23 protein-coding genes, 2 other RNA genes and 3 pseudogenes are annotated in these 25,333 nt (G+C 61.5%); 17 read left to right on the top strand and 11 right to left on the bottom strand.

Features of this window, described 5'->3' with window-relative positions; genetic code table 11:
- Positions 1 to 4 precede the first annotated feature (4 nt).
- On the bottom strand, positions 5 to 1,036 hold the full coding sequence (gene hrcA, locus ACZZ0O_RS14025; protein ID WP_161961808.1) for a heat-inducible transcriptional repressor HrcA: 1,032 nt from the start codon (positions 1,034 to 1,036) through the stop codon (positions 5 to 7).
- Between the two features lie 139 nt (positions 1,037 to 1,175).
- Between hrcA and recN the strand changes: the two genes are divergently transcribed.
- Positions 1,176 to 2,840, top strand: a complete 1,665-nt coding sequence (gene recN / locus ACZZ0O_RS14020) for a DNA repair protein RecN (protein ID WP_463591056.1) — start codon at positions 1,176 to 1,178, stop codon at positions 2,838 to 2,840.
- A 214-nt stretch (positions 2,841 to 3,054) separates the two neighbouring features.
- A non-coding RNA gene (locus ACZZ0O_RS14015) (sX9 sRNA) lies at positions 3,055 to 3,122 on the top strand.
- 197 nt (positions 3,123 to 3,319) lie between these two features.
- On the opposite strand, the gene fur is transcribed toward ACZZ0O_RS14015, so the two are convergent.
- Positions 3,320 to 3,730, bottom strand: a complete 411-nt coding sequence (gene fur / locus ACZZ0O_RS14010; protein ID WP_055844918.1) for a ferric iron uptake transcriptional regulator — start codon at positions 3,728 to 3,730, stop codon at positions 3,320 to 3,322.
- 104 nt (positions 3,731 to 3,834) lie between these two features.
- Between fur and ACZZ0O_RS14005 the strand changes: the two genes are divergently transcribed.
- A complete protein-coding gene (locus ACZZ0O_RS14005; RefSeq protein WP_055844921.1) occupies positions 3,835 to 4,230 on the top strand; it encodes an outer membrane protein assembly factor BamE in 396 nt (131 codons plus the stop codon).
- A gap of 423 nt (positions 4,231 to 4,653) precedes the next feature.
- Here the strand turns inward: ACZZ0O_RS14005 and ACZZ0O_RS14000 are convergent, their stop codons facing one another.
- Both ACZZ0O_RS14000 and ACZZ0O_RS13995 read right to left on the bottom strand, forming a co-directional pair.
- Positions 4,654 to 4,929 (bottom strand): RnfH family protein, encoded by a 276-nt coding sequence (locus ACZZ0O_RS14000; RefSeq protein WP_115553425.1) that lies wholly within the window; start codon positions 4,927 to 4,929, stop codon positions 4,654 to 4,656.
- Positions 4,930 to 4,931: 2 nt separating this feature from the next.
- Positions 4,932 to 5,363: a type II toxin-antitoxin system RatA family toxin gene (locus ACZZ0O_RS13995; protein ID WP_055844927.1), complete on the bottom strand. Its 432-nt coding sequence runs from the start codon at positions 5,361 to 5,363 to the stop codon at positions 4,932 to 4,934.
- 60 nt (positions 5,364 to 5,423) lie between these two features.
- Between ACZZ0O_RS13995 and smpB the strand changes: the two genes are divergently transcribed.
- Entirely contained in the window at positions 5,424 to 5,927 is a 504-nt protein-coding gene (smpB, locus tag ACZZ0O_RS13990; protein ID WP_055844930.1) for an SsrA-binding protein SmpB, read from the top strand.
- Positions 5,928 to 6,066: 139 nt separating this feature from the next.
- On the opposite strand, the gene ACZZ0O_RS13985 is transcribed toward smpB, so the two are convergent.
- Positions 6,067 to 8,514 (bottom strand): S8 family peptidase, encoded by a 2,448-nt coding sequence (locus tag ACZZ0O_RS13985; RefSeq protein ID WP_463591055.1) that lies wholly within the window; start codon positions 8,512 to 8,514, stop codon positions 6,067 to 6,069.
- 132 nt (positions 8,515 to 8,646) lie between these two features.
- On the opposite strand from ACZZ0O_RS13985, the gene ssrA reads away from it, so the two are divergent.
- From ssrA to ACZZ0O_RS13970, 3 genes and pseudogenes are all read left to right on the top strand, one after another.
- Positions 8,647 to 9,043, top strand: a transfer-messenger RNA (tmRNA) gene (gene ssrA, locus ACZZ0O_RS13980).
- 309 nt (positions 9,044 to 9,352) lie between these two features.
- Positions 9,353 to 9,409 (top strand): annotated as a pseudogene (locus ACZZ0O_RS13975) (hypothetical protein); the annotation flags it as partial.
- A gap of 75 nt (positions 9,410 to 9,484) precedes the next feature.
- Positions 9,485 to 10,417, top strand: coding sequence for a tyrosine-type recombinase/integrase (locus tag ACZZ0O_RS13970; protein WP_463591054.1), 933 nt, complete (start codon positions 9,485 to 9,487; stop codon positions 10,415 to 10,417).
- A gap of 326 nt (positions 10,418 to 10,743) precedes the next feature.
- On the opposite strand, the gene ACZZ0O_RS13965 is transcribed toward ACZZ0O_RS13970, so the two are convergent.
- Together ACZZ0O_RS13965 and ACZZ0O_RS13960 are read right to left on the bottom strand one after the other, a co-directional pair.
- Complete coding sequence (locus ACZZ0O_RS13965) at positions 10,744 to 11,241, bottom strand: hypothetical protein (protein ID WP_463591053.1); 498 nt, start codon at positions 11,239 to 11,241, stop codon at positions 10,744 to 10,746.
- A 674-nt stretch (positions 11,242 to 11,915) separates the two neighbouring features.
- Complete coding sequence (locus ACZZ0O_RS13960) at positions 11,916 to 12,137, bottom strand: hypothetical protein (RefSeq protein WP_463591052.1); 222 nt, start codon at positions 12,135 to 12,137, stop codon at positions 11,916 to 11,918.
- Positions 12,138 to 12,197: 60 nt separating this feature from the next.
- Here ACZZ0O_RS13960 and ACZZ0O_RS13955 point away from each other — a divergent pair, with 60 nt between their 5' ends.
- The 3 genes from ACZZ0O_RS13955 (at position 12,198) to ACZZ0O_RS13945 (ending at position 14,105) form a co-directional block, all read left to right on the top strand.
- Complete coding sequence (locus ACZZ0O_RS13955) at positions 12,198 to 12,347, top strand: hypothetical protein (protein ID WP_463591051.1); 150 nt, start codon at positions 12,198 to 12,200, stop codon at positions 12,345 to 12,347.
- A gap of 230 nt (positions 12,348 to 12,577) precedes the next feature.
- Positions 12,578 to 13,018, top strand: coding sequence for a hypothetical protein (locus ACZZ0O_RS13950; RefSeq protein WP_463591050.1), 441 nt, complete (start codon positions 12,578 to 12,580; stop codon positions 13,016 to 13,018).
- Positions 13,019 to 13,235: 217 nt separating this feature from the next.
- Positions 13,236 to 14,105: a hypothetical protein gene (locus tag ACZZ0O_RS13945; protein ID WP_463591049.1), complete on the top strand. Its 870-nt coding sequence runs from the start codon at positions 13,236 to 13,238 to the stop codon at positions 14,103 to 14,105.
- Between the two features lie 123 nt (positions 14,106 to 14,228).
- Here the strand turns inward: ACZZ0O_RS13945 and ACZZ0O_RS13940 are convergent, their stop codons facing one another.
- Positions 14,229 to 14,561 carry a hypothetical protein gene (locus tag ACZZ0O_RS13940; protein ID WP_463591048.1) on the bottom strand — a complete coding sequence of 111 codons (333 nt, stop codon included), beginning with the start codon at positions 14,559 to 14,561 and terminating at the stop codon, positions 14,229 to 14,231.
- A 545-nt stretch (positions 14,562 to 15,106) separates the two neighbouring features.
- Here ACZZ0O_RS13940 and ACZZ0O_RS13935 point away from each other — a divergent pair.
- The 3 genes from ACZZ0O_RS13935 to ACZZ0O_RS13925 all read left to right on the top strand — a co-directional run bounded on the left by ACZZ0O_RS13935 (position 15,107) and on the right by ACZZ0O_RS13925 (position 17,246).
- Positions 15,107 to 16,150, top strand: a complete 1,044-nt coding sequence (locus ACZZ0O_RS13935; RefSeq protein WP_463591047.1) for an FG-GAP repeat domain-containing protein — start codon at positions 15,107 to 15,109, stop codon at positions 16,148 to 16,150.
- Between the two features lie 76 nt (positions 16,151 to 16,226).
- A complete protein-coding gene (locus ACZZ0O_RS13930) occupies positions 16,227 to 16,355 on the top strand; it encodes a helix-turn-helix transcriptional regulator (RefSeq protein ID WP_463592452.1) in 129 nt (42 codons plus the stop codon).
- Positions 16,356 to 16,610: 255 nt separating this feature from the next.
- Entirely contained in the window at positions 16,611 to 17,246 is a 636-nt protein-coding gene (locus ACZZ0O_RS13925) for a tyrosine-type recombinase/integrase (protein ID WP_463591046.1), read from the top strand.
- 6 nt (positions 17,247 to 17,252) lie between these two features.
- Here ACZZ0O_RS13925 and ACZZ0O_RS13920 read toward each other — a convergent pair whose 3' ends face one another.
- The gene (locus tag ACZZ0O_RS13920) at positions 17,253 to 17,627 is read right to left on the bottom strand and encodes a terminase small subunit (RefSeq protein WP_463591045.1); all 375 of its coding nucleotides are present in this window, start codon (positions 17,625 to 17,627) and stop codon (positions 17,253 to 17,255) included.
- Between the two features lie 91 nt (positions 17,628 to 17,718).
- Between ACZZ0O_RS13920 and ACZZ0O_RS13915 the strand changes: the two genes are divergently transcribed.
- Positions 17,719 to 18,678, top strand: a complete 960-nt coding sequence (locus tag ACZZ0O_RS13915) for a hypothetical protein (protein WP_463591044.1) — start codon at positions 17,719 to 17,721, stop codon at positions 18,676 to 18,678.
- Positions 18,679 to 19,089: 411 nt separating this feature from the next.
- On the opposite strand, the gene ACZZ0O_RS13910 is transcribed toward ACZZ0O_RS13915, so the two are convergent.
- On the bottom strand, positions 19,090 to 19,656 hold the full coding sequence (locus ACZZ0O_RS13910; protein ID WP_463591043.1) for a hypothetical protein: 567 nt from the start codon (positions 19,654 to 19,656) through the stop codon (positions 19,090 to 19,092).
- A 158-nt stretch (positions 19,657 to 19,814) separates the two neighbouring features.
- On the opposite strand from ACZZ0O_RS13910, the pseudogene ACZZ0O_RS13905 reads away from it, so the two are divergent.
- A pseudogene (locus ACZZ0O_RS13905) lies at positions 19,815 to 20,914 on the top strand (IS3 family transposase).
- Positions 20,915 to 21,863: 949 nt separating this feature from the next.
- Positions 21,864 to 23,579 carry a sensor domain-containing diguanylate cyclase gene (locus tag ACZZ0O_RS13900; protein WP_463591042.1) on the top strand — a complete coding sequence of 572 codons (1,716 nt, stop codon included), beginning with the start codon at positions 21,864 to 21,866 and terminating at the stop codon, positions 23,577 to 23,579.
- A gap of 293 nt (positions 23,580 to 23,872) precedes the next feature.
- On the opposite strand, the pseudogene ACZZ0O_RS13895 reads toward ACZZ0O_RS13900, so the two are convergent.
- Positions 23,873 to 24,105, bottom strand: a pseudogene (locus ACZZ0O_RS13895) (hypothetical protein).
- Between the two features lie 165 nt (positions 24,106 to 24,270).
- Between ACZZ0O_RS13895 and ACZZ0O_RS13890 the strand changes: the two are divergent.
- Positions 24,271 to 25,245 carry a GGDEF domain-containing protein gene (locus ACZZ0O_RS13890; RefSeq protein WP_055846208.1) on the top strand — a complete coding sequence of 325 codons (975 nt, stop codon included), beginning with the start codon at positions 24,271 to 24,273 and terminating at the stop codon, positions 25,243 to 25,245.
- The last annotated feature ends 88 nt before the right edge of the window (positions 25,246 to 25,333 follow it).

Here is a 25,333-nt window from a genome sequence, read left to right as displayed (position 1 = left end):
CTGGTTATCGCGTGCCGGGCGGCTCCATGGCCGCGCCCAGCACCTGGGCGGCGGTCTGCACCAGCGGAATCAGGCGGTCGTAGGCCATGCGTTTGGGCCCGATCACCCCCAGCACGCCCAGCACCTGGCCATTGGCGGCATACGGTGCGGTGACCAGCGAGACGTCTTCCAGCGACACCATGCCGGTCTCCTCACCGATGAAGATCCGTACGCCCGGTGCCTGGATGGTGCGTTCGAGCAGCTGCAGGATCTCGCGCTTGCTGGCGAAGGCTTCGAACAGCTCGCGCAGCCGGTCCAGGTCCGACAGGTCCTGCACGCCCATCAGCCGGGTCTGCCCGGCCATCACCATGTCATCCGCCTCGGCCGGCACCAGCGCCTCGCTGGCCAGGTCCACGCTGTGCGCCAGCAACTGCTCCATTTCGTTCTTGGCCACGCGCAGTTCGCGCAGCAGCGAGGCGCGGATGTCCGACAGCGCGCGCCCGGCGAACTGCGCATTGAGGTAGTTGGCCACCCGCTCCAGCTCGGCCGGCTCGTAGGCGCGGCGCGGCTCGATCACCCGGTTCTGCACTTCGTTGTCGGCAAACACCAGGATCGCCAGCACCCGCCGCGCATCCAGGGGCACGAAATCGATATGCCGGAACGCGAACTGCTCCCGGCGCGGGGCGCTGACCACCCCCACGAAGTGACTCATCGCCGACAGCATCTGCGAGGCGCTGCCCAGCAGCGACTGGGTGCCATTGCCGCTGGCCAGCTCCGCGCGCAGGCGCCGCACCTCTTCTTCGCCGGGCGGCTGCATCTGCACCAGGCTGTCGACGAACACCCGGTAGCCATGCGCGGTGGGAATGCGCCCGGCCGAGGTGTGCGGAGAGCTGAGCAGCCCCACGTCCTCCAGATCGGCCAGAATATTGCGGATGGTCGCCGGGCTCACATCCAGCCCGGCATGCTGGGCCAGGGTTTTCGAGCCCACCGGCTCGCCATCGCGGATGTAGCGTGCGATCAAGGTGCGCAGCAACTGGCGGGCGCGGGGGTCGAGCATTGGGGACTGGGACGCGCGCATGGGATCATCCGGTGAGACTGGGCATAGATAATGTCTGGCCCCGGGGATGGCAAGCGTCCGACTCCCCGACCGCACCTTCCTGCCCTAAGCTTCCCCAACGCATTCACACTCGGCTCTCATGCTCAGACACCTCTCGATCAAGGATTTCGCCGTTGTCCGCGCCACCGAACTGGAGTTCGGGCCGGGTATGACCGTGGTGTCGGGCGAAACCGGCGCCGGCAAGTCGCTGATGGTGGACGCGCTGGGCTTCCTGTCCGGCTTGCGCGCCGACAGCGGCGTCGTGCGCCATGGCGCCGACCGCGCCGAGCTGTCGGCGGAGTTTCAGCTGCCGGCCGCGCACCCGGGCCTGACCTGGCTGGCCGACAACGAGCTGGACGACGAGGCCCAATGCCAGCTGCGCCGCATCATTCGCGCCGACGGCGGCTCGCGTGCCTGGATCAACGGCCGCCCGGTGACCTCTTCGCAATTGGCCGAACTGGCGTCACGGCTGGTGGAAATCCACGGCCAGCACGAGCACCAGGCCCTGATGGCCCGCCACAGCCAGCTCGCCCTGCTCGACGCCTACGCCCGCAACAGCGCCCAGCGCGAGCAGGTACGTCAGGCCAGCCAGCGCTGGCAGGCGCTGCTGGACGAGCGCGACGCGCTGTCTGCGCAGGGCGATGTCTCCGACCGCATCGGTTTTCTCGAACATCAATTGGGCGAGCTGGAACGCGAGGACCTGGACCCGGCCGCGATCGCGGCCCTGGACGTCAATCACCGCCGTCAGGCGCATGCCACCGCGCTGATCGGCGCCTGCGACAGCGTGGCCCAGCAGCTCAACGGCGATGACGGCGCGTCGGCACTGGGCTTGTTGCAGGACAGCCGCCACGACCTGGCCCGCGTCGCCGAGCACGAGCCGCGCCTGGGCGAGGTGGACGCGCTGCTGGACAGCGCCGTGATCCAGATCGAAGAAGCACTGGCCCTGCTCGACCGCGTGCGCGACGACCTGGACGCCGACCCGGCCCAGTTCGAAGCGATGGAACGCAGTCTCGGCCGCCTGCACGACCTGGCGCGCAAACACCGTGTCGCCCCGGACGAGCTGGCCGCCCACCGCGAGCGCATGAGTCTGGAAGTGGAAAGCCTGCGTGGTGCCGACGAGCGCCTGCAGCAGCTGGACAAGCACATCGAGTCCGCCACCGGCGCCTGGCGCAGCGCCGCCGGCGTGCTCAGCGACAGTCGCAAGACCGCCGCCGAAGCCTTGTCCGCGGCCACCACCACACTGATCGGCGAATTGGGCATGGGCGGCGGGCAATTCCTGATTCAGCTGCAGCCGCAGGAGACACAGCGCCCGGATCCCAACGGCGCCGAGCGGGTGGAATTCCTGGTCGCCGCCAATGCCGGCCAGCCGCCACGCGCGCTGCGCAAGGTGGCCTCGGGTGGTGAGCTGTCGCGGATTTCGTTGGCGATCGAAGTGGCCGCACTCGGCCTGGACAGTGTGCCGACCATGGTCTTCGACGAAGTCGATTCCGGCATTGGCGGCGCGGTGGCCGATATCGTCGGCCAGAAGCTGCGCGCCTTGGGCGAAGAGCGCCAGGTGCTGTGCGTCACCCACTTGCCGCAGGTCGCGGCCAAGGGCCACGCGCATTACCGGGTCAGCAAGGCGCCGGTAGACGGCATGACCCAGAGCGCGGTCGAGCTGCTCGGCCCGCAGGCGCGCCAGGAAGAGCTGGCCCGCATGCTCGGCGGTGTGGAAGTGAGCAAGGAAGCGCGCGCGGCAGCCCGCAAGCTGTTGCAGAGCGCCTGATCGAGGTCTATTGCGGAGGCTGCGGTGTCAATGCGTTATCGCAGCCTCTGCTGGCGGTTCCGGGCATTGCAGCAATCAACCGACGCAACGTCCGCCCATCCTCCGGCTTGGAGCGGCTGGCAACCTTGACTGCGCTCACCGCCAGGCAGGCGCTGCCAGTGCTTGGTGTTGGTGCTTGGTGCTTGGTGCTTGGTGCTCGGTGTGGCATTGACACATGCCCACTCCGGTTCTGAGCGCGCCGCCCACACCCGCCTGATCACTGCTCGCTCCCTTTTGTCACCGGCTCCCAGACGCGGACTTTGCTCTGCAGGACTGGCAGCGAGTCCGCCCAGGAAAGCGCTCCGCCAGCGCGCTTCACCCGCATGTGCCAGAAGGGCGGATGGGAGCACACAGACGCCAGCGAATCATCACGAACTGCACCTAAAAACGCACAAAGCGGCCGAAGCCGCCTTGTCGTTGCCGTACGCGATGACGCGCGCTTAGCGCGGCCGCTTTTTACGCACGTACAGCACCAGCGAATGCTCTTCCAGCTCATAGCCGTGCTTGGCGGCAATCTGACGCTGCAGTGCCTCGATCTCTTCGCTTTCGAATTCGATGACGTGGCCGGTGTCCACATCGACCATATGGTCGTGGTGGCCGCCGCGATCCAGCTCGTACACGGCCTGGCCGCCTTCGAAATTGTGCTTGAGCACCAGACCGGCGGCCTCGAACTGGGTCAGCACGCGATACACCGTTGCCAGCCCGATCTCGTCGCCGTGATCGAGCAGCTGCCGATAAATGTCTTCTGCGCTGAGGTGATGATGACTGCTCTTCTGCTCGAGCAATTCCAGGATCCGCATGCGCGGATGGGTCACCTTGAGCCCAACTTTGCGCAGGTCGTGGGTTTCCATATGTTCTCCGTTCATTGGCGATTTAGCGCCAGCTGCCATCAAACGGGTCGCGGCGACCGGCGGGAGTGTATCATCGGCGTGATTTCCTCAGCACTTATTCCCCGATGCGCAATCTCCTGCTGGTCGCCGCCGTTGCTCTTTCCACCGCTGGCTGCGGCATCATTTACAAGCAGCCGATCTACCAGGGCAATCTGATCAAACAGAATGCCGTGGAGCAACTGCAGGTCGGCCAGAGCAAGCAGCAGGTCAGCGCGTTGCTGGGTACTCCGTCGATTCCCGACCCGTTCCATGCGCAGCGTTGGGACTACACGTCCACCCAGCGCGTCGATCGCCTGGCGCGTACCGATGTCAAGAATTTCACCGTGTTCTTCGAGAACGATCAGGTGGCGCGCTGGGAAGGCGACTACTTCCCCTCGCAGGACGAGCAGCTGGCCAAGTCGGCACCCAAGCAGTTCGGCCGCAACCTGGCGCGCGACAAGAAGAAGCAGCGCGGCCGTTGATGCGTTCGGTCGGCGATCGCGCGATCGTCTGACCACCCGCAACGCCTGAAAGCCGGCCATCGATGCCGGCTTTTTGCTCTTCCCTTTATCCGCTTGGATTGTCCGCTCGGACCATTGCACTCGGCCTGCCAACTGCCGCGCACTTGCCTACGCCGGCAACGCGCATGCTTGGCGCAGTGCGCGGATGGCAGCGTTCGATACTGTATGGCCTCAAGCAGGCGCCGCGTCCGTCTGGCGCCGTGCAGAGCAGAGCAGAGCGAAATTCGCTCGAAGCCCGTTTTTGCGCGTTCACTTCCGCATCGAAGCCGATTGCAGCCAGCACAGCACGACGTCGAACACCGCAACGCAAAAACTGCGATGGCGCCCTTGCCGGAAGAGTTCGCTCAATGGCTTCTGCCCGGCTGATGCGGCCAGATCCGGTCATTAGCTAGCGGGATCGGCCTTCGCAGCAGACGCAGCCCGGCGGCGACGCGCTTCTTTCGGGTCCAGCAGCAGCGGCCTGAGCAGCTCGACCCGGTCGCCCGCGCGCAACACCTGATCCGGGCGCGCCACGACACCATGGATGGCGATCGCTGCGGATGCGTTCTGTTGCATGAGGCCAGATGCCGCCGCTGCCTCGGCGACCGTTGCGCCCTCCGGCAGATCCAGCAACACCGCGCTGTAGCGATCCGGCCAGGCCAGGACGACTTCAACCTGCACGGTCACACGTCGCCGCGATCGGCGACCCGCACGAAATCGTTAACCATACGATCGGCCAGACCCTGAAATCCCAGCGCCAGTGCCGGCCCCAGCAAGCGCGAGCTGGTTTCCACTTCCAGGGTCAGACTCACCTTGCACGCGTTGTCGCCCAGCGATTGAAACTCCCACAAGCCTTCCAGGCGCTTGAACGGGCCATCGCGCAGATGCATCACGATGCGTTCGGGCCGCTCGAGCATGTTCTCGGTGGTGAACCAGGTGCGGAACGAGCCCAGGCCCAGATCCAGGCGCGCCACGATATGCGCATCGTCCTGCTCCAGCACATGGGCAGCGTCGCACCAGCCGAAGCGGCGCGGATAGGCGGCGACATCATTGACCAGATCGAACATGCGGGAGGTGCTGTGTTCGACCAGTGCGCTGCGACGGATGGTAGGCATTCGCTAACTTGTGAAAGACGGAAGATCGTTTGACGACGCCGAATCGGCGACAATGGCGTCATGAGCAAGCAACCATCCAAGGATAAAGCAAACGGCGCGAAGGCCACGAAAACCATCGCGCTGAACAAGCGTGCGCGCCACGAATACCACCTGGAAGAGCGCTATGAAGCCGGTCTGGCGCTGCAGGGCTGGGAAATCAAGGCGATCCGCGCCGGCCGCGCCAACATCGTCGACGGTTACGCGTATGTACGCTCCGGCGAGATTTACCTGATCGGCGCGCAAATCACCCCGCTGATCCAGGCCTCCACCCACACCGTGCCGGTGGAACGTCGCGACCGCAAGTTGCTGCTGCACCGGAGCGAAATCGACAAGGTGCTCACCCGCGTGGAGCGCGAGGGCTACACCCTGGTGCCAACCGCGCTGTACTGGAGCAGCAACAAGGTCAAGCTGGAAATCGCGCTCGCCAAGGGCAAGCAGAATCACGACAAGCGCGATGCCGCCAAGGACCGCGACTGGCAGCGCGACAAGCAGCGCGTGATGCGGCGGCACAACCGAGATGCGTGAATCGGGAATCGGGAGTGGGGAATCGCAAGAGCGGGTCTGCTGCCTGCTTCGGGCTTAATTTAGCTTCTGCCAGAGCACAAACTGGCTCAGTGCGCGGCATCTCAGCTTTGACGATTCCCGATTCCCCACTCCCGATTCCTCAGGTCGCGCCAAGCATCCGCATCAAATTCGGCACTCCCCTGCCCTGCACGTAGCGATCGCGTTCCAGATCGGTGCAGGTGTCGAGCATCAATTGCTTGACCCGGTCCGGGAAGCCGATGAACTCGCGGCGTGCCGACAGAAAGCCGGCCAGCACGCCAGAGACGTGCGGCGCGGCCATGCTGGTGCCGCTCATTTCCACCATCAGGCTGGCCGGATTTTTGGGGTCGAAGTCGTAATACGCCGAGACGATTTTTTCGCCGGGCGCCACCACGTCGGGCTTGCCGCGGCCGTCGGCGGTGGGGCCGCGCGAAGAAAAATACGACACGCCGTAATTGTGCGGGCTGCTCTTGTGCACCGAGCCGACCACGATGGCCTCTTCCAGATTGCCCGGGTCGCTGATCGACAGATCCATGTTGGCCGGATAGGCATCGCCATCCTTGCCCATCAACCAGGCCAGCCCTTCGTTGCCGGCAGCCACCACCACCAGCACACCCTGCCGCCATAGCCGCCGCAACTCGTTGCAGAGTGGCGTAAAGCCGCAGCCATAGCTTTCCGGGTCGAAATAGCCGCCCAGGCTCAGATTCACCCCATGGATCACCAGCTCGCCTGCGCGCTCGTTGATGGCAGCCACCTGCTGCACGGCCTTGATCATCCACGAATCGCGCCCATCGCCGGCGTCGTCCAGCACCTTGAAGCCATACAGCTGCGCGTCCGGCGCCATGCCGGCAAATTCCAGCAGCGGGCCGGGCTTGCCCTGCGCATCCGGCAGCGTCGCCTGGCAGTGGCCGGCAATGATCCCGGCGATGTGGGTGCCGTGGCCGTGCCGATCGAGCCGGGCAAACGCATCGCCATCGGCGCGCGTCAAACGCTTGGGCGCACCGCGCCGGGTGCAATCCCATTGCGCCACCACATTGTCGCGCTGGCCTTTGACGAAGAAATGCGGGTGGCTGGCGGCGATACCGGTGTCCAGCACCGCCCATCCGATCTGCTGCCCGCGCGCACGATAGGCATTGCGTGCTGCATCGGCATGCAGCACGTTGCCTGAGATGTGAATCAGCGCGCGCTTGCCGGCATCGCGCCACACCCTGCGAAATCCCAGCGCGCGGTAGCGATTCTGCAGCGATTCGATTTCGAAGCGGGTCAGGCGCGCGGACACGAAGCGCTGCAACCCGTCCTCCAGTTCGATCGCCTCATCCAATGCGTCGCCCTCCAGGCCGGTGCTGCGCGCAGCGACTTCGCGCAGATGGCGCACTAGCACCGCGCGCACCCCGGCCGGATCGTTGCCGGCGAGCCGCCGGTCCAGTTCGATCAGGACTTCATGCCGATGCTCTGGGCCGTGCGCTTCGAGCTGCTCGCTGAGGTCCTTGATCAACACCGCATTGGACACCGGCTGATCGAAGCCCATACCCACCGCCTGACGCACCGCTGCGCGTACCTGCGGGATCGACAGATAGCCCGAGCCCGAATGCGGGTTGTGCTGCCAGTCGGGATTGATCCGCGCCCCGGCAATGTTTTCGAAACGCCCCTTCGCATTGGCGATGTCATCGGTGAGATCCGGGTCCAGCGCGATCGGGTCGCGCGTCTCGGCGACGTTGATCCACTGCTGCACGCACGCCGGGAACGGCAGCTTGCGGGTGCCGGTCCAGCGCTTGAACATGCTGCGCACCTGCGGTAACCCGAGCGGCGACCCCACGGTCAGGAACAGCGTCACCTCGCAGTCGGCCGCCTCAAGCTGCCGCAGCACGTCGTAGGCGATCATCGAGCCCTGACTATGCGCGACCACCACGAACGGCCCGCCGCCTGCACGCAGCCGCTGGGTCAGGCTGTCGCGCATCGCTGCCGCACGCTCGGGCACGAAGAACAGGTCATGCACGTCCTGCAGCAACGCCGCAGAGATTAGCCGCAGCAGCACGCGGTTGATCGCATCGATCGGGCCCTTTGCCTGCACGCTGCCGGGTGCGCTCGCCGTCTCCAGTTCGTCGAGCAAACGATGCAGGTCGGCCCGCTCCTGATCACTCTGTGCCAACGCATCGGCGAGCACGTGCAGATCCTGCCCGCCCGGCACCAGGCCGAGCGTACTCAATGCACGCTGCACGCTCTGGTTGAGCGCCGGCCCCACATCGCGACCATCGCAATTGCCGGGCTCTGCCACCGGATAGCGCTCGCGATTGACCCAGTACGCCAGCCGGGTGCGCTCGCCCATCGGACGCCCGAACAACGCCTTGTCCCACTGACAACGCAATACTTCGGCCGGCGGCTTGTTGCCGATGCCGTGGATGTAGATCACGGTGCGCGCCTTCCCCTGCACGCGGGCTGCCGCGGCGGCTTGTGCGCCTGACCTAGGCGCGCGCTTCTGTTGCGGCCGTGCCGGCTGCTTGGCAATTGCAGTGGCCGGGCGCGGTGCTGCACGTGTCGAACGTGGACGTGGGGGCTTACCTGTCGCCATCGCTTCGCTCCTTCGTTTACAGACTGTTCGGTCCGGTAGGACTGAAGCCACTGTAAGCGCTGTCCATCTCACCACTTGTGACAGGGCGCGCCGATCCCTACACTGACCACGTCAGCGTTTGATGCTTTCCCCGGGGGTGCACTGGTTTCGACGGGGGTCGCGAAGTCGCTTGGCGCATGCCGAGGGGGCAGCTTTCCTCGTTAATCCAGCAGCAAACTTTTAGTTGCCAACGACGACAACTACGGTTCGGACTTCGCTATCGCCGCTTAATTGGCTTTAGTTGTAGTTCTACAGCCGCCTAAGGCGAACCCCCGAAACTACTTGTGCCCGTGCTCGTAGATGTAGGGTCATTATCACGGAACCGCCGGTGGTGGCTGCCTGTCAGCTACCGGCTAAATCAAGCAGGCTGGTTTCCAGGTGCGCTTTGCCCGCCGTGCTGCCTGGGGATGAGATCTAACGGAGGGATAAGCATGTAGTGCCGGGGATGGAGTGCTTCCGGACGGCGGTTCGATTCCGCCCACCTCCACCAATGAGCGGATCTTGAAGATCCGGAGAAGGCCGGGAACCCCCGTAAAACAAGGGTTCTCGGCTTTTTTTATGTGCGCCATGGTGCGCTAGTGAACGTATCAATCTGTGGGACGTTGGGGGTATCTTGGGGTACCTCGCTCACCGGCCGTCCCAGATACCCCCAATGCCCCTCACCGACCTCGCAATACGCCGTGCCAAGCCCGCCGACCGACCGCAGAAGCTTTCAGATGGCGGAGGCTTGTATCTGATGGTCGCCGTGAACGGTGGGCGCTACTGACGCTGGAAGTACCGCTTCGCAGGCAAAGAGAAGCTGCTGGCCGTCGGCATCTATCCCGAGGTTCCTCTGGCCCTCGCCCGCCAGCGCCGCGATGAAGCTCATCAACTTCTGGCCCAGGGCATCGACCCGGGAGAGCACAAGAAGGCTGCAGCCGCTGCTCGCGCAGTGCTTGGCGCCAACACCTTCGAGGTGATCGCCAACGAGTGGCTGGAGAAGCGCAACTGGGTGGATGGGTACCGCGTTAAGTTCGTCGGATGGTTCACGAACGAGGTGTTCCCCTACATCGGCGCGCGGCCGGCGGCGGAACTGGATGCGCCCGAATTCCTGGCAGTAGCCAGACGCATCGAGAAGCGCGGCGCCTTCGAGTCGGCGCATCGGATCATGCAGAACTGCGGCCAGGTCATGCGGTACGCCATCGCAACCGGGCGCGCCAGCCGCAACCCAGTAGCTGACCTGCGCGGCGCGTTGAAGCCGACACCTGAGCGCCACCTGCCGGCAGTGACCGATCCGGACGAGCTGAGGCCTCTCCTGCGCGCCATGGACGGCTATAAGGGCAGCCACGTCACGCGCTGCGCTCTCGTATTGGCTCCGCTGCTGTTCGTGCGGCCCGGCGAGCTGCGGCAGGCCGAATGGGCGGAGTTCGACATCGAGGGCGCGCGGCGGAACATCCCCGCTGACAAGATGAAGATGCGGCAGCCCCACGTCGTGCCGCTCCCGCGCCAGGCGCTGGCGGTCATGGCCGATCTGCAGCGGCTCACCGGAGACGGTCGCTACCTATTTCCCAACACAAGGACGAAGCTACGGCCGATGTCGGATAACGCGGTGAACGCCGCATTGCATCGCATGGGCTACGGGGTCGGCGCAGTGACGGGGCACGGCTTCAGCGCGACGGCGCGTACCATCCTGGACGAGATCCTGGGCTTTCGACCGGACATCATCGAGCACCAGCTGGCGCGTGCGGTGAAGGATCCCAACGGCCGGGCCTACAACCGCACGACCCACCTCGCCGAGCGAGTGCGCATGATGCAGAGATGGGCCGACTATCTGGAAGAACTGAGGGCACTCACTTCCATCAGTAAGGCTGTACCGGCCCTCTAGGCGTTCTCGGCCTTTAACAACATCTACTAGCACTGCTCAGCCTGGACGACGGTCAATCTCTTTGTGAATTGCCACTCGCAAGAAGACGGCGGTTGACCCGACCAGGTGGAACGTTGCCTGATACATCTTGCCACTCGACGTTACGTCAATCTTGTAAATCTTCGGCTTAATGCCAGAGAGATCGTGTAAGCGGAGCTTGCTTGCACTTGGATGTGTAAGCAAGGTCGGGATGCGCTCACTGAACGCCGTTTTAGCATCCTCAGGCAAGGCTCGAAAATCGTTCCGAAAGGTCTGCTTACCTAACTGAACATCCGTGATCCGAAGCGTCACAGGGCAGCAAGATATGCCCTGATGCTGTCCGCATCGGCGAGCACTGGACCCGGGTCGCTTTCGTCAAGCAACGCATTGTGATGAAGCACCACTAGCCTGAAGTCCTCAACGGCTTCATGTAGGTCACTCAATGAAGCAATGGCCTCAAAAAAAGCATCGTGGACTCCGTCATCGGGACGCAACTGACGGTCAGCTTTCGCTCCAAACAAGCCCTTCTTAAGCAAAACTGCATGAGCCATAAGAGAATCACCGAGCGAGTCAATGACGCTAATGGTCTCTGCCGGAATCACCCTCTTGGCCTTGCCAGCGGATTCGATCATCGAATTCACCAGCAGCAGGAGCCTGTTGAAGGCATACCTATCTTCCTGAAGTGCAAGGCAAGTTTCATCAATGTCGCGAAGCAGCTGCAGATCACGGACCTGAGCCTGCGCATACTTGCTGATCGCGAGAAGGTCCTTCTCACTCCCAAGATGTAGTGCGCTCAAACAATTCATACAGTCTCCGATCATTCCGAGATCAAGCCGAGCCACGTGTGTGGTCTATTGCTGATTAGGAAAGCAAAACGCTTGCGGCGCATGTTGCTGAAAAAGACTCTCATCTGCTAGCTCGCTTAGAAAAAAATAGCAACGACTCAGTCTCACAACATCAATAGACTCAAATTAACGTTTTTGGTCAAACACTTAGATGCGCGAATGAGCCTTCACGTTTCCCTTCTTCCTTTCAGCTTCGGCCTGGCTGCCCTGAACTTTAGGGCAAAATGCGCAAATTGGGACGGCGTGGGACGGCGTGGGACGGGCCTGGACGGACCAAGGCGGAGTCTCTGAACTAACGGGCCAAACTGCGCGCGAACTTGGTCGCCACATCGAGAACCTGAGCGATCGGGAGAGTTACCGGCGGCGGTATCACTGGGCTTCCCGCGATCGTCAGCCACACATCAGCGCCCCCCGTCTGATTACGCCGGACCCTTGGAGGACATCGGCACCCCCTGGACCGACACGCAACAGATCCTATTCGTCCCGGTTGATGTTCTCGCCGACGACGGTGTTGTGCCAGTTTATAACGAGAGGCAGGTCCGGCAGCATCACGCCTTCGGGAGCAATGACGTCCAGATCCTGAGATCGTCGGAGCGCTGCGCGGTATGCAGATCGTGATGGCACGGGTGATCCTCCTATTCGCAGCGGGCATCTTCGAGACGGTGCCAAGCCCGGATCTCATCGAGTCGCCGGATAACAAATTGGGCATCGCTTTCGGTGACGGCACCCGCTTCGATCGCGTCAGCTATGCCGGCGAAGGCCTGCCAAAACTGGCAATGGTCAGGGCTGCTTTTTAGCAGCGCGGGCACCGCGGCGTCGAGATGTTCCAGATGGGTTCGCAGTTGGGCTCTGTCCATGTGGCCAGTATCGGCCGGGCCGTCTCACCCCTTGAGATGAGGCCCCTTAGACTGGCTCTCATGGACACCAGCACGCCCACCCTGTTCGAACAACTACAGCATCGGCTGGCCTGCGCCACTGAGCCGCTGGAGCTGCTCGATCAGTTCGAAGCCGAACTGCTGTATGCGTTCCATGCCGAAGCGACAGCGATCATGGACGGCTTCATCTAGTTGAGCAGCCTTCTTGGCTCCGCGACAGGCATGAGTAGCTTGGCAGCGATATGGGATTTCACATACAGGGCAGCGCCGCAGTGCCGTATCGGATTTATCCGAATTGGGTAGGCGTGCAGGCATAGCTCAAATGAACGTTTTCCCCGGAGTTGTTCCGCTGCCTATTGATGGTGCGACGAGATGAACTCGCGCCGCTGGCAGAGGCCGGTGCACATGATCCGGAGAACGTAATGCATCCAGTACTGGCAACTGCCGCACTGGCGCTGTTCGGTGCCACCCTTCCCGCCCTTGCAGCCGATATGCCGACCGTAAAGCTTGGCCAGTCCACCGAGCTATACAGCGAGACATCTGCTGCAGGCGAAACGCTGGATGCTTTCGTGGCGCGCATCTCGCCGCATGCCCGCGCTGCCTCTCTGCAGTCACGGACCGTTGTATGTGGTCAGGACCTGGTTCTCGGCCCTTACAGCCTCGCGTTCAAGACCGATGGGCGGCGGGATTGGTGCGAGGTACCGAAGACGACCGCGCCCTATGTGCTCGTCAACGGCATCGCAAAGGACGCGCGCGAGGACCACGTCCCGGCTATCTACTACCGCCGTCCTGGCTATCTGATCACTCCATGGAGCATCAAGTTTCAGGACCGCACCGGCGTGCGGAAGGTCGTAGGCATCTAACACCAACTGCGAGAGTGGTTTTGCAGAGCTTGAAATGCAAACCATAAGCTGGTGACAAACGCTCACTTCCAAATCGGCAAGCAATGGACTGCGCTGAATCAGATTCACCCGCAATGGCTTGTAGGTGAATTCCTAAGGAGCCCTTTATGTGACGAGCATCAAATCTAGAAGGTTTGCATAGGCCATATTGCCGCCTCAATCACAAGGAGAAGTGCAAATGATTAAGCAATTCTTGGGGCTGGCTCTTGTCTTAGGCGGCATTTATGCGGCGCCTGTTAGTGCCGCAAACCTTCGCTGTGACACGTGCACAACTGACCTCGAAATCCGGCAACAAGCGCTCGTCCAGGGACAGGGCACTCATAACGTGTACAACTTATACAACAACACTGTCCAAACCTGGCAAGTACCAAAGCAAGACGCGGGCACTGATCCATGGAGAGTCGGTGAGAAACCCAAGGCAACACGTTCGGCTTCCCAGCCGCCAGTTAGAGTCGCAACGAGTCCCCAAGCTGTCACAGAGTTAGATAGAGCTCACCGTGTATTTGTCAGTGGCGGATACACGCTTCGTCCAATCATCAATGTTCCCGTCGGAATCGTGAACGTCCCTTCGGCACAGACTAAGACTGCTATTGATGTACTGAGCGATTTCAATCTACGGACGATGCTGGCATCCGGCGTCGCGAGCAATAGCGTGTACAGCACTGTTGTTGGAACCAATCTGGCAACTGCACTGGCCGATCTCCTTGCCGTCGCTGCTTCCCCGCTAGGTCTTAAGCAGCAAGCAGGTGTTACCTTTCGCCTGATAATGGCTGACGGCAGTTCCATCGACTTCAAGATTTCTCTTGATGCGACAAACGGGGAATACCTCAACGGAAGTGCGAGGACTCCAGGCGGCCAGCTGATTCCGGACAGCATTAACCAAGTCCAAGGCGAGTGGACAAGTTCCGGTGGCGACAGCCTCGAAGGGATGGCAAGCTACATGGGTTCACTCGGCGCACAGATGAATAATGTTGGTGCCGGTGGCGTAACGCGAATTGCATGCGTGACTGCTGGTCAAACACGTGTCTGCACGGTCTATCGTAACTAAGCTCGTAGGGCAGCAGCCTCAAGTAGGCACCTCGAAAAACAAGTAGCAAACGCCAATGTTGCGGCACTGAGAGCGTAGTTGCCTTCATGCTCCCAGTGCCGCATTTTCAGCTTCTTGAAGTTATTAGTTAGCCACCAACGAATCTGCGTAAATTGCAGCGTTGGTTGACGCCTTGACCAAAGCGTGCAGCTTCCACCCGTCCATCTCGAGGGTCATGTTAGATCCGGGATAGCGGATGGTATATGCCATTGCGACGAGGTCAGCTATCGGCGCCGCTAACACACCCAGAGTCGTGCCGCGGTCTTCGACTTGAAACGTGACGGTGCCGCTGTCGGTGATTGGGCTCCAGATGATCGTGATGTGGCGCGCGATTGGGTCCGCTCCCGGATCTGGTACAGCGATGTTTGCATCGTAGGCAGCGCGTGTAGCCGCTTTGATGCCCAGAAGCAGATGCACGCCAGGCTCGGTGACCGTCTCGCCCGGCACCTCCACAGCACTGCCAGTCGCCGGTCGACCCCAGTCGCGACCGGTGGGGTGATTTCATAGCTGCGCCCGATCAAGTCGCTGATCTGCACTGTTAGCACACGCAAGAAGAAACGCTCCAGTGTCTGCGTCCAGCCATCGGGATGCGGCTTTGTCGTCATTTGCTCGAGGTGGAATTCGACCGGCCCGTCGTTGGTGACCGGGCCCCATCGGATCTCGATGCGGGGCGACACAATCTTGGCCTGCGTGCCGAACGTGATGTTTTCGATAACTTTACTCATACAACCTCTCTAGATCGAAGGCCCGGACAAAGTCGGATGCCACTCTATCGAATTGATCGCACCCCTTTTTATTAGCGGGTGCTACGACTCATAACATGCAAGTTCGGCTATCATGCCGCCCGGCGACGACGCCACATCAAGGACATGGATAAAATGGATCTCATACGGAAGGCTTGGCTGCTGCCACTTTTTCTTATCACTCCGATCTGCCACGCAAAATTGGGTTTTAGCACTGGCATGAGTGGAGAAGGATCAGGAAAACAACCGGTTCAGGCAAGGGCTGCTGCGGAAGCAAATTTGAAGCGGAATTGCAAGGTAAGCTACAACGGCAATGGCGTGGCCTACAACTACAACGTCTACAGTAATAGCGGACAAGTTGGCCTTGGATTCAGCGCAATAGCGTTCGGCGAATGCTTTTACGAAAGACTAGAACCGCCCTTCATTTATGGCTTCGACAAAAAAGCAGCCCCAACGACTGTAAGCAAGTTGTGGTGGGATGCCGACTATTCACAGAAAACAGAAGTAACTCTGCCGATGTACTTAGGCGGAACAGACGGCAAGAACACATTTGGAACTGCCGACTTTAATGGAGACGGCACTGAAGACTATTTCGTTATTAGCAGAGCGAACACTGGGTCAGGAAAAACTGAAGTCCACGTAATAGACGGAAAAAACCCGAAAAATTTCCTTCTCCAAATACCTACGCCACTTCACGAAACGGGAACAGGATCTGATTACAAGTTTCTGCTTGCTGATCGCGATCGTGACAACATACCCGACATCTATGTCATCAAAAAAAATGGGGGCGCGGGGAAGACTGAAGTTCACATACTTGACGGCAAAGAAAAATACACTCGCTTTAACGGCCAATTCGAGACAGCCCTAGCCTCCACAGGAAGCGATAACTCTTTTGATTTCGCAATGGGTGGGTGGGAGGATGACGTTAGCCCGGACCTCTATGTTATTTCTAAGATGGGGCAATCGAACACTACGGAAGTGCACATCCTTAGTGGCACCTCTGGATTCACAACATACAAACTTCACGCTAGCACCGGCCTAGGCGTGACAGGAAACGACAACTCTTATAGTTTCAGCATGGGCGACTACAACCATGATGGAAGACTTGACCTCTATGCAGTACGCACTAGCAATGCGCATGCGGAGGTATTAGTTTACGACCGTCGCGACGGGTTCAAGTCTCTACTCCTGGCTGTACCTACAACTGCGGAGACATTAGGTAAAGTTAATGACTGGCAGTTCGTAATCGGCTCCGGCATTTAACTTTTCTTGGCGCGAGGCGGAACTAACTGGTTCCGCCTCGCAATTTGGTAGCCCTTAATAGCCGGTCACATCCAGAATTAGAGCACGCATCCGGGATAAGACCTTCCCACAGCCCCTTCACCTCGGCAGATCCTCGGTCTGGGTCGAGTCCGAGGTTTCCGACTGGATCAACCAGCAAATCGCCCAGCGGGACAAGACCGCCTGAGCTGGGGGTATCTGTGGGGGCATCTTGCACCAATGGGATAGGCCAACGCCTTTCCCTTCAATGCCTTACGGCTAATAGGCGGTAGAGCCCACCTCCACCAATGAGCGGATCTTGAAGATCCGGAGAAGGCCGGGAACCCCCGTAAAACAAGGGTTCTCGGCCTTTTTTATGTGCGCCACGGTGCGCTAGTGAACGTATCAACCTGTGAGACGTTGGCGGCATATTTTGGGGCACCTGCCCCCACATGCCGACAAGATGCCCCCACTGACAGATCTCGCGATACGCCGCGCCAAACCTGCCGCGAAGACCCAACGCATGTACGACAGCGACGGGTTGTATCTGGAGCTTTCGCCTAAGGGCGGGCGCTGGTGGCGCTTGAAGTATCGGTTCGGGGGTAAGGAGAAGCGGCTGGCTATCGGCGTCTACCCAGACGTGCCGCTGGCCCTCGCCCGCCAGCGCTGCGATGAGGCTCGCCAATTACTGGCCCAGGGCATCGACCCGGGCGAGCACAAGAAAGCTGCAGCCGCTGCTCGCGCAGTGCTTGGCGCCAACACCTTAGAGGTGATCGCAAACGAGTGGCTGGAGAAGCGCAACTGGGCGGATGGGTACCGCGTTAAGGTCGTCGGATGGTTCACGAACGACGTGTTCCCCTACATCGGCGCGCGGCTGGCGGCGGAACTGGAAGCGCCCGAATTCCTGGCGGTGACCAGACGCATCGAGAAGCGCGGCGCCTTCCAGCGACTGCGAGCGCGCCCTGATGCCTTCGACGTCCTCGGCAATGCGATGCCGCTCACGATCAGCCGCCCGCCGCGCCCTCTCCGCTCGTATCTCCGCCAGCGTCGGCAAGCGGACCGAGGATCTGCTCAAGGCGGTCGAGTTCATCGTCAGTGATCTTGCTCAGGTCGTAGGTGCCGATCGCCCCGGTGTGGTGCCGCTTCTCCACCAGAAGGCCGGCGAGCTTTCCCTTCCCCATCGTGGCGGTGACCGCGGCGCTGGGCTGTTCTCCTTCAGCGCCATGCGGCGCGCCTGCTCAAGCATCAGGCTGTCGACGGTCACTTCTGCTTTGGTGACCACACGCTTCTGCCCAGCGCGTACTGCTGCCGCCACGGCAGGTTCTGCCGGTAGGAGCGAGCCTTGCTGCTTGGCGGTCTTCTCGCTGTACCCGGCGCGTATCGCGGCCTGCTTAGCGTTCTGGTCTTTCAGATACTCAGCAAAAAAACGCTGCTTCTCTGGTGTGAGCACCCCACGGCGCCGAGGCTTGGTCTTGGCCATGGGTCACGAAAGTGCGGCTGTCTGATGATGGGGGCGCACTGGAACGCTACTCCACGTGCTAAAAACGCACCTCCATTCAAGGAGGAACACCATGTTTAGAAAATGTGCCATTGCTCTTTTGATCGCTGGCCTTGCGTCGGCAGCCGATGCCGCCCCATATCGAGGAGGTTCGAATTACGGTTGGTTCGGAATCGAAGGCTGTAGCCGCGAGCCGTATGGAGTTGTCGCGAATTATCACGTCGCAGAAGACGTGGTTAAGGCACAACTGGCCGAGATGGCGGCCAATGGGCAGCAGCGCCTTCGTATTGGAATATTTCACGCACGCAATGCGAATACCGGCACCATAATCCCATCAGCTGGCGGCAATCTTCCGGAGCAGCAGCGTCAAAACTTGTTGAATCTAATGAAGGCAGCAAAGGAAGCCGGCTTCGTCGAGATCATCGTTGGGTTTTTTCCCTTGCTCGACAACGCTCCTAACACCTGGACAGGGTCAACTTGGACTGCTTGGCATGAGGAGTACTTCCAAGAGAACTGGAACCTCATATTCAACTTGATGCCAATCATGCGTGCTGCCAACGTCAAGTTCCTAGTAGACCTCGGCAACGAAGGCGTCCCAGCTCAGGGCTCATCAACGCTCTGGAAGCAATACGCCTCGAAGCTTTGGTGGAACTTCAGTCACGTCTTCGGACAGTCAGAGACTGTCGGCTTTTCAATCCCGACCAATAGTGCAGACCGCATCGCAGTACTGCCCGAAATCTATGGAGCGAATCCTCCCTACGTGCTGGATTTCCACCTCTATGGGGCGGAGGCTCAGCAACTGCGAGCGATTGATGCTGGACTGGCTCGAATCAGATATCCGCAGGGCATCGTCATTGGAGAGTCGTACTACAACGATGCTAGCTCTGCGTCCGAAATTGCTGCTGCCATCCCAGGAATGGGGCGCCCCGTGTATTTCACGCTGCAATGGCCCCTAACTCGAACAAGCCCCTGCTCAGACGTAAACGTTGCACCACCGGCCGGGTTCTCTAACTACATTTCCCGGGGCCTGTAGCTGAAGCGCAATGATTAGCCTCCTGCATGTTTCGCAGCTGGCCCACCCGTCGCGCAAGCGGATAGCACCACTACGCAGGTCAGCAACAACAGTATTGGGGATGGCCTGGGCCGCCTGCCAGTCTTCTTCATGCTTGGCTCCAATGTCGGCCAGAACTTCAGTCTGTTTGTGTTCGATGGTCCGGGTTGCCTGCTCCCCAGCCAGGGCGCCAAGGACGGCTCCTGCCTTCTGCTCGCTTGCCGCGCCGTTTACCCGGTCGCCGCGCCAGGCCTAGCCGGCCCCGAACATGGCACCCGACCAAACGAGCGCGACGATAATGGCGATCGCTGTGCGGTTCACGCCCCCGACTCCGGTACCGCCTTGGTCACGGTGAAACCGCAGAGTAGACAGTTGATCTTAAAGTAATCGCCTTCACGCTGGTCGGGCTGGCGAATGGCCTCGTTGGTGTTCCACTCGAATGCTCCCATCACCAGTTTCATGACCAGCCGGCTCACTGCGCTTGTCGCGGTCCGTGGACAGGCTGAAGTAGTCCCATCTGAATTCCTGGATGATTGAGCCGAATTCCACCCAGTCGCCTTTGCGGGCCGCAGCCCACAGCTCGCTGCTACCGCGCACCGCCTCGGCGCCGATGATATCGGCGATTGCGATGATGTAAAGCAGTGATGGGCGCATTTCCGGGTGGACCGTCAGCAGCTCGAAAAAGCGACCGCGTAGCATGTGCTGGGCGACCATCAGATCCTCGGTCAGCTCCATTGTCGCCACCTGCTCACTCTGGTCGCGGAGTTCGATCGCTCGCCCGTAGCCGAGACGCATTACGTTGCGGCCGTCGCGGCGCGGATGCTGCGTCAGGCCCCATACGTCTTTGAGCAGCACGACCGCCTCATCACGCGATTCGCGCTCGACCTGCAGCAGGCCTGCGTCAACCAGCAAATCGCCCAGCGCGACAAGGCTGCATAAGTTGGGGTATCTGTAGGGCACCTGGTGGTACCCGTGCGACTGCGCCCCTTACTGATCAAAACCTTACAGCGGATCGGCGGTAGAACCCACCTCCACCACACAACGGTCCTAAGAAGACCTGAAGCGTCCTCGTTAACTCGATCCACTTGGAAGTAGAGTTCCATCCCAAGGAGCTCTGTATGAAGAAGTCGAAGTTCACCGAAGAACAGATGGTTCGGATCCTCAAAGAAGTCGAGGCCGGTGCAAGGGTTGGCGAGACTTGCCGCAAGCACGGGATCAGCGAGCCGACCTATTACGTCTGGAAGTCCAAGTACGCCGGCATGGAGGTGTCGCAGTTGCGGCATCTAAAGGATGTGGAAGCCGAGTTGGCCCGGATGAAGCGCATGTATGCCGAGTTGGCATTGGATCACCACGCGCTCAAGGACGTGCTGTCGCGAAAAGGTTGAGCCAGGCTCGTCGACTTGAATTGAGTCTGGCCATGCAAACTACTCACGGCCTCAGTGCCCGTCGAGCTGATCGGGTGCTGCAGCTGTCCCGATCTGCACGGCATTACCGTCCGCGCCAGCGCGACGATGGCCCGCTCATTGCCGCAATCGAGGCACACTTGAAGGACAACCCCGGCCACGGTTTTGGCCTGCTGATGGATTGGGCATTGCGACCGCAGGGCTGGGGCAAGACCCGCGCCTGGCGGGTCTATACCGCGCTGAAGCTCAACCTTCCACGTCGCGGCAAGCGCCGATTACCTGACCGCATCCGCGCGCCGCTGGAGATCCCGCAAGCGGCAAACCACACTTGGTCGGCGGACTTCATGTCCGATGCCTTGTGGTCTGGGCGCCGCTTCCGCACCTTCAACATCAACGATGACTTCAATCGCGAATCGATAAAGATCGAAATCGACACCAGCCTGCCCTCGGCACGGGTCATCCGCGCACTGGACGAATTGGTCGAGCTGCGTGGTGCTCCAAGGCGACTGCGCCTGGACAACGGCCCGGAGTTCATCAGCGCTGCGCTCAGGCAGTGGGCACAGCAGCACGGCGTCACCCTGATTCACATCCAGCCGGGCAAACCTACCCAGAACGCCTAGATCGAACGCTTCAACCGCACCTTCCGCACCGAAGTGCTGGACCGCTTCGTGTTCACCACGCTCGACGAGGTTCGGCGCATGGCAGAGGACTGGCGTCATCGATACAACCACCAACGGCCACATCGACCACTCGGCGGCTTGCCGCCCATCCGCTTCGCAATGGCACAATCAACAACCACCTCTACTTCTGAGTGACTCGAAGAATCGAGGACGCTTCAGACCGACTAAGGCCGGGAATCCCCGCAGGAGGGTTCTCGGCCTTTTTCATGGGCGCTGCGGCAGCGATGCCGCCAGCGCCAGCGCGCGCCACTGCCCGCCGCGTCAATTAGTGACGCAGGCTGTCGGTTCGGATGTAGGGGCGATCGACCCTGCGAGAGGGCGGTCACACGCGTGGGCTAACGCAACGTCGCCGCGGAGTTGGTCGAACAGGGCGAGCAGCTCGGTCGCTTCCTGCTGCAGCAGGACCAGTGCGCTCTTGTTGGGCTCATCCATTGCATCTACTCCGACGGCGCTCGCCAGCGCTCCTGATGCACTCGAAGCAAACCGCATGCCAGCGTGACGGTGCTGGTTGCTGCTCCGGCACTGGCTGGACCAACTAGCGCGACTCAGTGCCTGCAATGCATGGCGCTCTGAAGCCCGGCTATGGCAATGCCAGGTTGACGCCCTCCCCCTGGCTACATGTCGGCTCTGCACCGCTGGCGAACAACGCGTTCGGCTCAGGCGGAGTCGAGCTGCCGTTGCGCTTCGGCATGCATGGCCTCCATGACATGGGACACCCTGCCGGCACTTCGCTCAGCCAACACGGCGCTGCGTTGATCGGGAACGTAGGCGCGAGCGCGGCGCCTGCGAGCTTGCGCTTCTCTGCCCGTGCCGCTGTTCCGATGTACCCAACCGCGCCCCAAGACTCGCCGATGCCACGGCTTGGGGCGGCGCGACAGATCAGCCGACCGGTTAGAAGAAAAATACCCAAGGCGCGCTTGGTTCTGCAGTGCGGCATGAGCGCACTGCTGCCAGGGCATGGCACCGAGTCCTGCCTGCCTGCCTGCCTGCCAGATGGCTGATTGGCTGACTGATTGGCTGACTGTCAGATTGAGGCACGGCGCTTGCATCGGCCTCAACCAGACAATCGGTGTTGGGGAACACGGTGTTGACCAAGAAAGCAAAACGCCATGCCGCTGGGGCTTTATTGCTCGGGGGCGCCATCTTCGTCCTGATCGGTATCGGCGGCTACTTCACCACGCAGCGCTCGCTGGCCGATGCGGGCTGGGTGACGCATACGCAGGAAGTCCTTGCGGGCATCGACGAAATCCAGGCTGGGCTGCTGTCGGCGGAGTCGTCGGTGCGTGGCTACGTGCTGACCGACAACGAGGCGTTCTTAGGCGTGTATGCCGATGCGATCGGGCGCCTGCCCGAGCGCATCGTGCGGCTGGAGGCGCTGGTGCAGGACAACCCGGTACAGGGACGCAATGTACGTGTGCTCAGCCGATTAGTGGACACGCGACTGGTGCAGATCAACAATCTGCTGCACAGCTATCGCACCCATGGCCTGGATGGCGCGCGCGGGTCGATTGCGCGCGGCGTGTTCCAGACCTCCTCGGCATTGCGGCGCCAGGTGCAAACCATGACCGAGCTGGAACGTCAGCAGCTGGTGAAGCGGACAGAGACCAATGCACTCAGTGCGCAGTGGGTGCTGCGGATGACCGTGACCGGCATCGTCAGCGGGCTGCTGGTGATGCTGCTGGCTTACCGCTTGCTGGCGCGCGAGCTGCAACGCCGCGAGCGCGCCGAGGACGAGGCCAGCCGTACCAGCGAGCAGTTGGTCGAGTCGTTTGCGACGCTGGAGCGCACCTCTGCGGGACTGGAAGCCTTGTCACGCTACTCGGGATTGCTGCAAAACTGCCGCGATGCCGAAGAAGCGCTGGAAATTACCGCACGCACGATTGCGCCGCTGATTCCCGGCGCGGCCGGTGCGGTGTATTTGCTGCGCGCATCGCGCGATCGCGCCGAGCAGGTAGTGGCCTGGGGCGCGATGGCCGACGACGACAGCGCAAGCATCGCGCCGGAGACATGCTGGGCGCTGCGCCGCGATCGCACGCACGTGGTGGAAGATGCCAGCCAGGGCATGCTGTGTCGCCATACCGGCGCCAATCTTCCGACGCACGCCAGCACGGTGTGCATTCCATTGTCGGCACAAGGCACACAGCTGGGCATGCTGGCGCTGCGCAGCGACCAACCGGGCGGTCTGAGTTCACTGACCGTGGCCGAAGCGGCGGCGGAACAACTCTCGCTGGTACTGCATAGCCTGCGTCTGCGCGAAACACTGCGTCAGCAATCGATCCGTGACCCGCTCACCGGCCTGTACAACCGCCGCTATCTGGAAGAAGCGCTCAATCACGAACTGGCGCGCTGTACGCGCCGGGTGCAGCCGTTGTCGGTGCTGATGCTGGACGTCGACCACTTCAAGCGGTTCAACGATCTGCATGGGCACAGCGGCGGCGACCGGGTGCTGGCGGCAATCGGCGAACTGTTGCTGGCGCAGACCCGTGGCGAAGATATCTGCTGCCGCTACGGTGGCGAAGAATTGACGATCATCCTGCCCGAGGTGGATCTGGCCACTGCGCGCAGGATGGCGGAAAAGTTGCGCGTCGGGATCGAGGGGTTGCAGGTGATGGCCGATGGCGTGTCGCTGCCGAAGATCACCGCATCGTTCGGCGCGGCGAGCTTTCCCGAGCACGCGGGCAATGCGGCGCAACTGCTGCGGCGCGCCGACGAAGCGCTGTACCGTGCCAAGCAAGCCGGGCGCAATCAGGTCATCAGCGCGCCGGAAGCGGCCGGCACAGAGTTGGCGCAGGAGTCCTGACAGCCGACAGGCCGATCCCGTCGATCCCGTCGATCCCGGCGCGATGATTGGATACGCGATATCTGATCGTCAGCCGGTCGCCAGGCGTCGGTCCGTCGCCAGGCCACCCCAGCGCGACTATGCATATACACTTATATCCGCAAGCCACAGATCATGAGAGGCAAGCCACAGATCATGAGAGGCGGTTCGCTGGGTAAGGCGGCGTCGCCGAAGCTGCGGCCTGACGCACCATGCCGACACAAGCACTCGCCGTGCCTGCCATACGTGTCGGCCGATTCTTCAGTAGCGCTGCATCACTGACCGGCCCGCTCATCCGCGTCGGTGGGGATCATCCCTGTTCCAGCCAGCATTCCGTCGACGCGGGCGCGCACGTAGGCCGCATCGTCGGGCTCGGCGCTACGCCGTACCGCTTCGGTGCGCGCCTGGAAATCCGATAGTCGAAATCCGCATCTTCATCTGCAGGCAGCTGCGGCAGTCCGTTCTGCAACGCATCGAGGCGCGTCGCTAGCTCTTCGCGTTTAGGCATAACAGGCTCCGACTCACAGCCGATACGGTTGCCACAAGGCCGTCAACAACGCACCAAGCCTTGCCATGCAACGCTTCATTTTCCTACCCGCTACAGCGGTGATTGCATGCTCAACTTTCGCGCAACCCGGCCGATAATGATGCCGACTCCGACAGAACCTTGCCTGTGATCCTTCACCTGCGGCGGGATTTCCGCCTCGGCATCGTCAAGATGCTTGGGCCAATCACCGCGCTGTTGCTTTGCCTCTATGCGGTGTACCTGGCCATGACCGGCCAGGCGATTGCGTGCCTCATCACTGCAGCGCTGGGTGTGTTGGCGATCTGGCGCGGCTGGCAGATGCGCGCGGCAGAACGCACGGGCGCTGGCGGTGTCTGGTTGGCATCGATCAATGTCGCCGGCTGCCTGGTGGCCTGCTGGACCGGGGGCGACGGCGCCCTGCCCTGGCTGTTTCCGGTGCTGGCAACCAATTATTTTCTGTGCGGGCCGCAACGCGCGGTGTTGCTGAGCCTACCGTTGATGGTGGCATTGTTGTTCTTGCCCGGCTTGATCGTCAGCCCCGGCCAGGGCGTGTCGACCGTGGTGGTGACGCTGGTGACGTTGGCGGTGGGGTATTCGTTCTCGCTGCGCATGCAGGACGATCGCGTGCATCTGGAAGAGCTGGCGTCGCTGGATGCACTGACCGGCTTGCCCAACCGACGCATGCTCGAACGCGCACTGACCCATCAGATCGATCAGCGCCAACCGCAGGAGCGGCTCAACAGTCTGATCATCCTGGACCTGGACCATTTCAAAGAGGTCAACGATCTGTATGGGCATGCCGCAGGCGATGCCGCGCTATCGGATCTGGCGACCATCTTGCGCTACGAAGTCCGCGAGCCGCATCAGGTGTTCCGGTTTGGCGGCGAAGAATTCGTGGTGTTGCTGCGCGCCGGCTCATCGGCGGAACTGGAAGCGGCCACCGAGCGCTTGCGCAAGGTGATCCGTAATGGGTTGCGTGGCCCGGGAGGACGCATCACGGTCTCGCTGGGAGCTGCGCGCCACGATGGCGAAACGCACTGGCAAGACTGGTTTTCGCGTGCCGATGCGGCACTGTATCTGGCCAAAAACAGTGGCCGCGACAGCGTACGGGTTGCCGACTGAGCACCGCGCTGCCGGCTGGCTAGATCGCGACATCGAACACGACGATTACGACCTTCTGCTAGACGGGGCGACCCAACGGCCGCCCCGT

The sequence above is a fragment of the Xanthomonas sp. AC360 genome (assembly GCF_979258225.1).
This window is presented reverse-complemented; position numbering and strand designations above follow the sequence as displayed.

Coding starts and splice junctions, on each gene's coding strand:
- hrcA (WP_161961808.1), bottom strand. CDS start 1,036: ATGCTCGACCCCCGCGCCCGCCAGTTGCTGCGCACCTTGATCGCACGC.
- recN (WP_463591056.1), top strand. CDS start 1,176: ATGCTCAGACACCTCTCGATCAAGGATTTCGCCGTTGTCCGCGCCACC.
- fur (WP_055844918.1), bottom strand. CDS start 3,730: ATGGAAACCCACGACCTGCGCAAAGTTGGGCTCAAGGTGACCCATCCG.
- ACZZ0O_RS14005 (WP_055844921.1), top strand. CDS start 3,835: ATGCGCAATCTCCTGCTGGTCGCCGCCGTTGCTCTTTCCACCGCTGGC.
- ACZZ0O_RS13995 (WP_055844927.1), bottom strand. CDS start 5,363: ATGCCTACCATCCGTCGCAGCGCACTGGTCGAACACAGCACCTCCCGC.
- smpB (WP_055844930.1), top strand. CDS start 5,424: ATGAGCAAGCAACCATCCAAGGATAAAGCAAACGGCGCGAAGGCCACG.
- ACZZ0O_RS13985 (WP_463591055.1), bottom strand. CDS start 8,514: ATGGCGACAGGTAAGCCCCCACGTCCACGTTCGACACGTGCAGCACCG.
- ACZZ0O_RS13965 (WP_463591053.1), bottom strand. CDS start 11,241: ATGAATTGTTTGAGCGCACTACATCTTGGGAGTGAGAAGGACCTTCTC.
- ACZZ0O_RS13960 (WP_463591052.1), bottom strand. CDS start 12,137: ATGGACAGAGCCCAACTGCGAACCCATCTGGAACATCTCGACGCCGCG.
- ACZZ0O_RS13955 (WP_463591051.1), top strand. CDS start 12,198: ATGGACACCAGCACGCCCACCCTGTTCGAACAACTACAGCATCGGCTG.
- ACZZ0O_RS13950 (WP_463591050.1), top strand. CDS start 12,578: ATGCATCCAGTACTGGCAACTGCCGCACTGGCGCTGTTCGGTGCCACC.
- ACZZ0O_RS13945 (WP_463591049.1), top strand. CDS start 13,236: ATGATTAAGCAATTCTTGGGGCTGGCTCTTGTCTTAGGCGGCATTTAT.
- ACZZ0O_RS13935 (WP_463591047.1), top strand. CDS start 15,107: ATGAGTGGAGAAGGATCAGGAAAACAACCGGTTCAGGCAAGGGCTGCT.
- ACZZ0O_RS13925 (WP_463591046.1), top strand. CDS start 16,611: ATGCCCCCACTGACAGATCTCGCGATACGCCGCGCCAAACCTGCCGCG.
- ACZZ0O_RS13920 (WP_463591045.1), bottom strand. CDS start 17,627: ATGGCCAAGACCAAGCCTCGGCGCCGTGGGGTGCTCACACCAGAGAAG.
- ACZZ0O_RS13915 (WP_463591044.1), top strand. CDS start 17,719: ATGTTTAGAAAATGTGCCATTGCTCTTTTGATCGCTGGCCTTGCGTCG.